This window comes from Huijunlia imazamoxiresistens, from assembly GCF_037132455.1.
GTDB lineage: Bacteria > Bacteroidota > Bacteroidia > Chitinophagales > Chitinophagaceae > Flavisolibacter > Flavisolibacter imazamoxiresistens.
In genome coordinates this window covers 103,272-111,242 of the sequence record NZ_JBBBEI010000019.1, presented here as the reverse complement: position 1 = coordinate 111,242, position 7,971 = coordinate 103,272, and the positions used below count along the sequence as shown (strand labels likewise).

The window sequence follows — 7,971 nt, the reverse complement described above, 5'->3', positions numbered from 1 at the left end:
GACCCGCATGCCGACAGCCAGGAGCTGGAGCACGAATACGGCTTCGGACTGGTGGAAGGCGCCGGGCAGGATTATGACGCGGTGATTGTGTGCGTGGGTCACGAGCCTTACAAGCAGCTGAAAGACGAATACTTTAATTCCATTACCAAGCCTCATGCCCTGATTGCGGACCTGAAAGGAATGTATCGCGGCAAGCTGGAGAGCAGAACGTACTGGAGCTTTTAAATTCAACAGGGCAGGACGTGCAAGCGTCCTGCCTTGTTCTCATTTTCCAACATTTACACTACTCATTTTCCCTCTTTCTATGAAAGGTATTATCCTGGCCGGTGGTTCCGGTACCCGTCTTTATCCCATTACAAAGGCTATTTCGAAACAGCTGATGCCCATCTACGACAAGCCGATGATTTATTATCCCCTGTCCATTCTGATGATGGCCGGCATCAGGGAAATTCTCATTATTACCACTCCCGAAGACAGCGCACAGTTCCGTCGCCTGCTGGGCGATGGCAGCCAGGTAGGTTGCCGGTTCGAGTACGCCGTACAGGAAGTGCCCAACGGCCTTGCCCAGGCCTTCGTGATCGGAGCCGACTTTATCGGCGACGACAAGGTTGCCCTGGTGCTGGGTGATAATATCTTCTACGGAACCGGCCTGGGACGCCAGTTGCGGGCGCTGAACAACATCGAAGGCGGTTACGTGTTCGCTTACGAGGTGTCCGATCCCGAGCGTTACGGCGTAGTGGAGTTCGACCAGGAAAACAACGTGCTTTCCATCGAGGAAAAGCCGCTGCAGCCGAAATCGCATTTCGCGGTGCCGGGTCTGTACTTTTATGACAACGAGGTGGTGGAGATCTCCAAAAACCTCAAGCCTTCTCCCCGCGGCGAATACGAGATCACCGATGTCAACAAGGAATACCTGAAAAGAGGCAAGCTGAAAGTAGCCATCCTGGACCGCGGAACGGCCTGGCTGGATACGGGAACCTTCGAGTCGCTGAGCGATGCCACCGAATTTGTGCGGGTGATTGAAAAGCGCCAGGGCACCAAGATCGGCTGCATCGAGGAAATTGCCTACCGCATGGGCTTTATAGATAAAGAACAATTACTGAAAAGGGCGGAAGAACTGAAGAAGAGCGGTTACGGTGAATACCTCAGACAGGTTTCAAAAATCGTACTGGCATAGCAGCGCGCTTGCCGCAAGCAAAAAACTACGGATCTTCCATGCTACGTTTTATTAAGAACAGGATCGACAAGGCTTACGAGAAAAAGGTGGATGCCACGGGGCTGGCGGTTTTCAGGATACTGTACTTTTCGGTACTGTTGTGCGAGGTAGGCCTGCTGCATTACTTCAGGCATTTAATGTACGACCCCATTCCCTACAAGGTTCCCTTCGAGCTGAACCTGGGGCCGGTACTGGTATTCTGGATGATTACCCTGGTGTTCCTCATCTTCGGGGCCTTTACCCGGGTGGCTACCCTCATCAACTACATCTTTTCCGTCGTATTTTTTGGTTGCGTTTCCAGCTTCGAGTACCATATGGTGTATATCTATATGGGCATCAACACCTTGATGGTTTTCCTTCCGGTATCCAAAGCCTTTTCGGTGGACCGGATCCTGCTGAAGCTGAAATATTCCAACACACGCTTCCAATACACGCCCGAATCGACCGTTTCTTCCCTGGCGTACTTCATCCCGGTGTTCGTAGGCATCGCCATGGTGTACTTCGATTCCATCTTCTACAAGCTGGCATCGCCGCTCTGGCTGAAGGGACTGGGCCTGTGGCTGCCGTCCTCGGTACCCATGATCACCATTTTCAAAAGCACCTGGCTCCTGAACCAGGAGCTGCTGGTGAAGTTCCTGGGCTACCTGACCCTGGTGTTTGAGGTCGTGTTCATTTTCCTTTTCTGGTTCAAACGCTGGCGCGTTCCCCTGATGATCATCGGCATCGGGCTGCACCTGGGCATCCTGGTGGAGTTTCCCATTCCCCTGTTCGCCCTGGGTGTCTGTGCCATTTATATACTGATGGTTCCCGCAGGCTGGTGGAAAAAGCTGCTGACCCGCAAACAACGCCCGCCGGTACTGAAATTTTATTACGACGCCGAATGTCCCCTGTGTATCCGTACCAGGATCGTTCTGAGCTCGCTGGACCATTTTAAAAAAGTGGAATTCCGGAGCGTGCAAAGCTACAGCGCGCAGGAGCCCGCCCTGGCGGGCATTGCCTACGACGACCTGCTGAACGAGATCTACGGCGTGGACAGCCGCGGCAGGCTGTATAAAGGCGTGGATACCTACCTGCGGGTGTTCCGGGCTATCTGGTTCCTGAAGCCGCTTAGCTGGCTGCTGCGTGTCCCGGGTATCTACCAGCTGGCCAGAAAGCTGTATACCTATGTGGCGGGCAACCGGCATACGGAGCGGTGCACCGAAGCCAACTGCGGCTATACGCCTCCCGTGACGGTACGGAATAGCGACGACATCAAGCTGCTGCGGACCGTTACCGTGGGCACCCTGCGCAAACGGCTGATCGCCCTGGGCATGACCATCCTGGTGCTGCTGCAGGTGTCGGTTACCTACAACTCTTTACTGATGCGGCAGGCCCGCACGGCCGTGAACTGGGACGCTACCCTGCCCGGCAGGGTGCTGGCCGGGGCAACCTGGCGGATGGCGGATATTTCCAACATCCTGTTTGGCGTGCATGCGCATGCCGTATTCATCGACAGCCACTTCGAATCCTATAATCATTTGATTTCGGTTTCCTATAAAAACCCCGAGGGCAGGGAAGTGCTGCTGCCGATCACCGACGAGGACGGCTTCCCGGGCTGGCTGCAAATCGGTCCCAACTGGGCCAAATGGGGTTTCCGCATCAACGGTAACCAGGTGACCCCCAACAGGCTGAGGGAAGGGCTGAAGCGGTTTACCGCTTTTTGGATGTACAAGCAGGGGATCGATTTCAACCAGGCGGAATTCGTCGTGAAAGTGAAAGAAGTGGACACCCCTACCGGCTGGGAAAAAGACTTTTTGCAAAAGCAGATCAGCCATTCCTGGATCAATGTGGGCGGCGCGAAGTGGCAGGGCGGCCAGTTCCTGATGGATATCGCGGATTTTGATAAAGAGTAAGGACGTTGCACCGATAAACTATTCCAAAAAGCTAATCAATTAACATTTACAATGGGCGGTAAGAAAGTCGCTATCCTTCAAACGAATTATATTCCCTGGAAAGGTTATTTCGACCTGATCAACAGTGTAGACGAATTTGTGCTCTACGATGACATGCAGTACACGAAAAACGACTGGAGGAACCGCAATAAGATCAAGTCGCCCAAGGGCCTGCATTGGCTGACCATACCGGTGCGCCAGCACAGCCTGTCGCAAAAGATCCGGGAAACACAGGTGGCCGATGACAGCTGGGGTAAAAAGCACTGGTCCACCCTGAAACAGTTTTATTCCAAGGCCCCGTATTTCAAGACCTACCAGCCCTTATTCGAGGAGCTGTACCTGAATTGCACCACTCCCTACCTGAGCGAGATCAATTACCGCTTTATTTCGACCATCAACCAGGTGCTGCACATTCCTACCAAGCTGACCTGGTCCAGCGATTATACCCTGCTGGAAGGTAAGACGGAGCGCCTGATCGATCTCATCCAGCAACTGGACGGCAAAGAATACCTCAGCGGTCCGGCGGCCAAAGACTATATCGTGCCCGAACTGTTCGAACAGGCCGGCATTCGCTTAACCTGGATGGACTATTCCGGTTACCCGCAATACGACCAGATCCACCCGCCCTTTGAGCACGGCGTCAGCATTCTCGACCTGATTTTTAACGCCGGCGAGAAGGCGTCAACTTTAATGAAGAGTTTTTCCAAATGAAATATTCAGTGGTAATCCCCGTGTACCGGGGCGCAAAAACAATTGTACTCTTGTTTCAAAAGGTACAGGCGTTCTTTGAAGCGGAAGGACTGGCATACGAGGTGATCTTTGTCCATGACTGCGGTCCGGACAATTCGTGGAGCGTGATCCGGGACCTGAAGCAGCAATATCCCAACGAGGTGAAGGGCGTGCAGCTGTCGCGCAATTTCGGACAGCACAATGCCACCATCTGCGGCTTCAAGTATGCGGAAGGCGATTTCATGATCACCATGGACGAAGACCTGCAGCACAACCCGCAGGATATTTTGTACCTGATCCGCAAACAGCAGGAGCAGGATTACGACGTGGTGTACGGCATCTACGAAGAGCGGAAGCACAACATTTTCCGCAACACGACTTCCTACCTGCTGAACCGGATGCTGGCCATCGGCATTCCCGAGCTGCATAAGGATTATACCTCGTTCCGGCTGATCCGCGCCCGCATTGCCCGGGAAACGCTGAAGATGAATAACTCCTATACCTTTCTGGACGGCTACCTCACCTGGATCACCAACAAGGTGGCCAGCACGGGCGTCAGCCACAGTGAAGGACAGGCCGGAAAAAGCTCGTATTCCCTGAAAAAGCTGGTGGAACATTCCATCAACATCTTCGTCACCTTTTCCAGGCTGCCCATCCGGATCCTGACGGTCACCTCCATCATTATCCTGCTGCTCTCGTGCCTGTATTCGTTCTATATCCTGGTGCGGAAGGTCTTCTTCAACGACCTGATTCCCGGCTTTGCCACCATTAATATCGTCTGCGGGCTGGGCTTCGGCTTCCTGCTGTTCGGCCTGGGAATTATCGGCGAATACATCCAGCGGATCAACCTCAAAACCACTAAAAGACCCAACTTCCTGGAGGCACAATCGATATGAAACAGGTTGCCGTGATCGGCTTTGGCGTTTTGGGCCAGCAACTCGTCAACTTCCTGAAAGAGGCGGGACCGGTACAGCAGGTCATTGCCTTTGATGATACGATCGGGGCCCATGCAGCGGTGGAAACGGTGTATCCCTTTGCCCGCTACCGCGAGCCGGAATTCGGGGACTACGACTTTTACGTGGGTATTGGCTACAAGCACCTGGCCGCCCGCAACCGGATCCTGGCCGACCTCAAAAGCCTGGGCCGCCGCCTGCCGTCGCTCATCCATGCCACGGCCTATGTCAGCCCTTATGCCCAAATCGGCGAGGGCTGCCTGATTTTTCCCCAATGCAATATCGACCAGAACGTGGTGCTGGGCGATGGCAATATCCTGCATAATTCGGTGGTCATTTCCCATGACGGCGTCATTGGCAGGTGCAATTATTTTTCCCCTTCCGTTACCCTCTGCGGCAACGTGCAGATGGGATCGGAAAACTTTTTGGGTGCGGGTGTTACCGTGTCGAACGGCCTCACCATCGAAAACGAATCGAGGATCGGGGTCGGTTCCTGCATCACAAAGAACATTGAAGCCAATGTTTCCGTGATCGGTAATCCGCAAAAACAATTACAAAAACAACTTAATTTATGGTGATTCCTTTTAATAAACCCTACCTGACAGGCAAGGAGTGCGAGTATATAAAGGAAGCGGTTTCGTCGGGAAAAATATCCGGGGATGGCATGTTTACCCGGAAATGCCACGAGTTCTTTGAGCGGAAGTACGGCTTTAAAAAGTGCCTGCTGACCACTTCCTGTACCGATGCGCTGGAAATGGCGGCCATATTGATCAATATTCAGCCCGGCGACGAAGTGATCATGCCTTCTTATACCTTCGTGTCCACCGCAAATGCCTTTGTATTGCGGGGCGCAAAGATCGTTTTTGCCGACAGCCGCCCGGACCATCCCGGCATCGACGAGGACGGCCTGGAAGAACTGATTACCCCGCGCACCAAAGCCATTGTACCGGTGCACTATGCCGGCGTGGCCTGCGATATGGACAAGATCATGCGCCTGGCGGAAAAATATAACCTGTACGTGGTGGAAGATGCCGCCCAGGCCGTGGACAGCTATTATACCTTTCCCGATGGCACCACCAAGCCCCTGGGGGCTATCGGTCACCTGTCCGCCTTTTCGTTTCATGAAACCAAGAACATCATTTCCGGCGAAGGCGGCATGCTGGTGATCAACGACGAGCGGTTTATCCAGCGCGCCGAGATCATCCGGGAAAAAGGAACCAACCGCTCGGCCTTTTTCCGGGGCGAAGTGGATAAATACGGCTGGGTGGACATGGGTTCTTCGTTCCTGCCCAGCGAAGTGATCGCCGCCTTCCTCTGGGCGCAATTGGAGAACCTGGACAAGATCCAGGCCAAGCGAAAGTTTATCTGGGAAAGTTATTATAACAGGCTCAGCAGCGAGGCTCCGGGCTTTTTCCAGTTGCCCCTGCTGCCGGATTATGCCACCAACAATGCCCATATGTTCTACGTGGTTTTTCCGGGCCTGGCAGAAAGGACCGAGGCGATCGAGCACTGCAAAAAACACAACATCCACCCGGTATTCCATTACCTGTCGCTGCATGCCAGCTCGTTTTATGCCGATATCCATGGCGACCGGCCGTTGGTGAACAGCGACCGGTACAGCAACTGCCTGGTACGGCTGCCCCTGTATTTCGAGCTTGAACCCTCGCAAATAAACCTGATCTGTAACCAATTCGTTTCCTTATGCGCTTCCCGGACAGAAAAAACATTCTCGTAGCATTTTCGGTTGTTTTCCTGGTCAAATTCCTGACCGTTGCGTACCTGGGCCAGCTCACTTTCTGCCAGGATCCCGCCATTAAGGGCAGCGCCCTGGCCAGCATAGCAGGCGACTCCTTTTCCTATATCGGGGCCATGGAAAACTACGTGACCAAGGGCGTGTATTTTTTCGTCAACAGCAAGGGCGAGCAGGTATTCGCGGGCCGGTTGCCGCATTATAGTATTCCCTATTACCTGTTCCGGCAGATTCTTTCCCCTGAAGGTGCCCTGAACCTGTTCGTGATCCTCCAGCTGGCCGTGGAAACAGTGGCCATCATCCTGCTGGGACTGCTGGCTTATGAGATCACGGAACGGAAATGGGCTTATTATGGCAGCCTGCTGCTTTCTTCCGTCAGCTTATACATTACCATCTATTCTTTCGGTACGATCACCGATGGCATGGCTGCCAACTTCATGGTAATAGCGGCCTATTATTACTATCATTATGTCACCCGGGGCCGGTCGAAACGCGACCTGTTGCTGTTCTCGGTATTCCTGGCCATCGCCACCTGCCTGCGGCCGTACCTGTGCCTGGTATATGTGTTTGCCGGCATCGCGGAGGTCTGGAGAAACCGTTGGGTGATTGCGCCTACCGTCAAAAGCGGGCTGATCCTGGCCCTGCCGCTGGTGCTCCTGCTGGCGCCCTGGGTGGTCCGCAATTACAACCTGCTGCACCGGGTGATCCTGTTTCAGCAGGACCCCTACGCCGGTTACCATTACGACGAGGACGAACTGGCGATTCGCAAGGTGCTGACCGTTCTGGGTGAAGACGGCAACAGCTTTTGGGATAAAAGTACTGCGGCCAGCTATTTTCACCCGCGCCATGCCAAAAACTCGAAGTATAGCTACCCCTCCTATATTTCCACCGACGAGGCTACTTTCCAGAACATCGAAAATTTGCGCATCCTGAACCTGTCGGGCAGCAGGGCCGCCTCGGCGGTGGTAGGAATGGCCGATTCGTTTTTGAATTTTTATAAAGCGCAGTTTCCCCTGCGGTTTTATGTTTGGAACCCGGTCATCCGGGTGAAGAAGTTCCTTTTGAACAGCGGTTCGTATTACCTGCCGGTCAACAAGAGCTTTTCCTGTTATCGTTCCTGGCAGGTGTTCCTGAAGCTGTCCCAGTCCCTGTTGTACTATGTGTATTTGTTCCTGGGCTTTTTGGGACTGGTGTTCATGGTGCGGCAAAAGCGGGCCAATTTTATTTTCCTGCTTCCCACCCTTTTCCTGATTGTATTTTTCCCCCTGTTGCTGGGCGCTATCGAATGGCGGTTTTTCGTACCGTTTTACCTGTTTCACCAGCTGGGGCTGCTGTTTATCATCGCAGCGCTTGTTCATAAATTCCGGCCTTCGGCAAAGACCGCCTGAGAAC

7 protein-coding genes and 1 pseudogene are annotated in these 7,971 nt (G+C 53.6%); all 8 read left to right on the top strand.

Annotated elements, in window-relative coordinates:
- Window positions 1–225: pseudogene (locus V9K67_RS20195) on the top strand (nucleotide sugar dehydrogenase); the annotation flags it as partial.
- Window positions 226–304: 79 nt separating this feature from the next.
- Complete coding sequence (gene rfbA / locus V9K67_RS20190; protein ID WP_336725628.1) at window positions 305–1,177, top strand: glucose-1-phosphate thymidylyltransferase RfbA; 873 nt, start codon at window positions 305–307, stop codon at window positions 1,175–1,177.
- A 38-nt stretch (window positions 1,178–1,215) separates the two neighbouring features.
- A complete protein-coding gene (locus V9K67_RS20185; protein ID WP_336725627.1) occupies window positions 1,216–3,108 on the top strand; it encodes a DCC1-like thiol-disulfide oxidoreductase family protein in 1,893 nt (630 codons plus the stop codon).
- A 51-nt stretch (window positions 3,109–3,159) separates the two neighbouring features.
- A complete protein-coding gene (locus V9K67_RS20180; protein WP_336725624.1) occupies window positions 3,160–3,858 on the top strand; it encodes a WbqC family protein in 699 nt (232 codons plus the stop codon).
- On the top strand, window positions 3,855–4,772 hold the full coding sequence (locus V9K67_RS20175) for a glycosyltransferase family 2 protein (RefSeq protein WP_336725622.1): 918 nt from the start codon (window positions 3,855–3,857) through the stop codon (window positions 4,770–4,772). Before V9K67_RS20180 ends, V9K67_RS20175 begins: the two co-directional genes overlap by 4 nt.
- Window positions 4,769–5,407 carry an acetyltransferase gene (locus V9K67_RS20170; RefSeq protein ID WP_336725620.1) on the top strand — a complete coding sequence of 213 codons (639 nt, stop codon included), beginning with the start codon at window positions 4,769–4,771 and terminating at the stop codon, window positions 5,405–5,407. Before V9K67_RS20175 ends, V9K67_RS20170 begins: the two co-directional genes overlap by 4 nt.
- Entirely contained in the window at window positions 5,401–6,564 is a 1,164-nt protein-coding gene (rffA, locus tag V9K67_RS20165) for a dTDP-4-amino-4,6-dideoxygalactose transaminase (RefSeq protein ID WP_336725618.1), read from the top strand. The genes V9K67_RS20170 and rffA overlap by 7 nt, the downstream gene beginning before the upstream one ends.
- Window positions 6,531–7,967 (top strand): hypothetical protein, encoded by a 1,437-nt coding sequence (locus V9K67_RS20160; RefSeq protein WP_336725616.1) that lies wholly within the window; start codon window positions 6,531–6,533, stop codon window positions 7,965–7,967. The genes rffA and V9K67_RS20160 overlap by 34 nt, the downstream gene beginning before the upstream one ends.
- Window positions 7,968–7,971 lie beyond the last annotated feature (4 nt).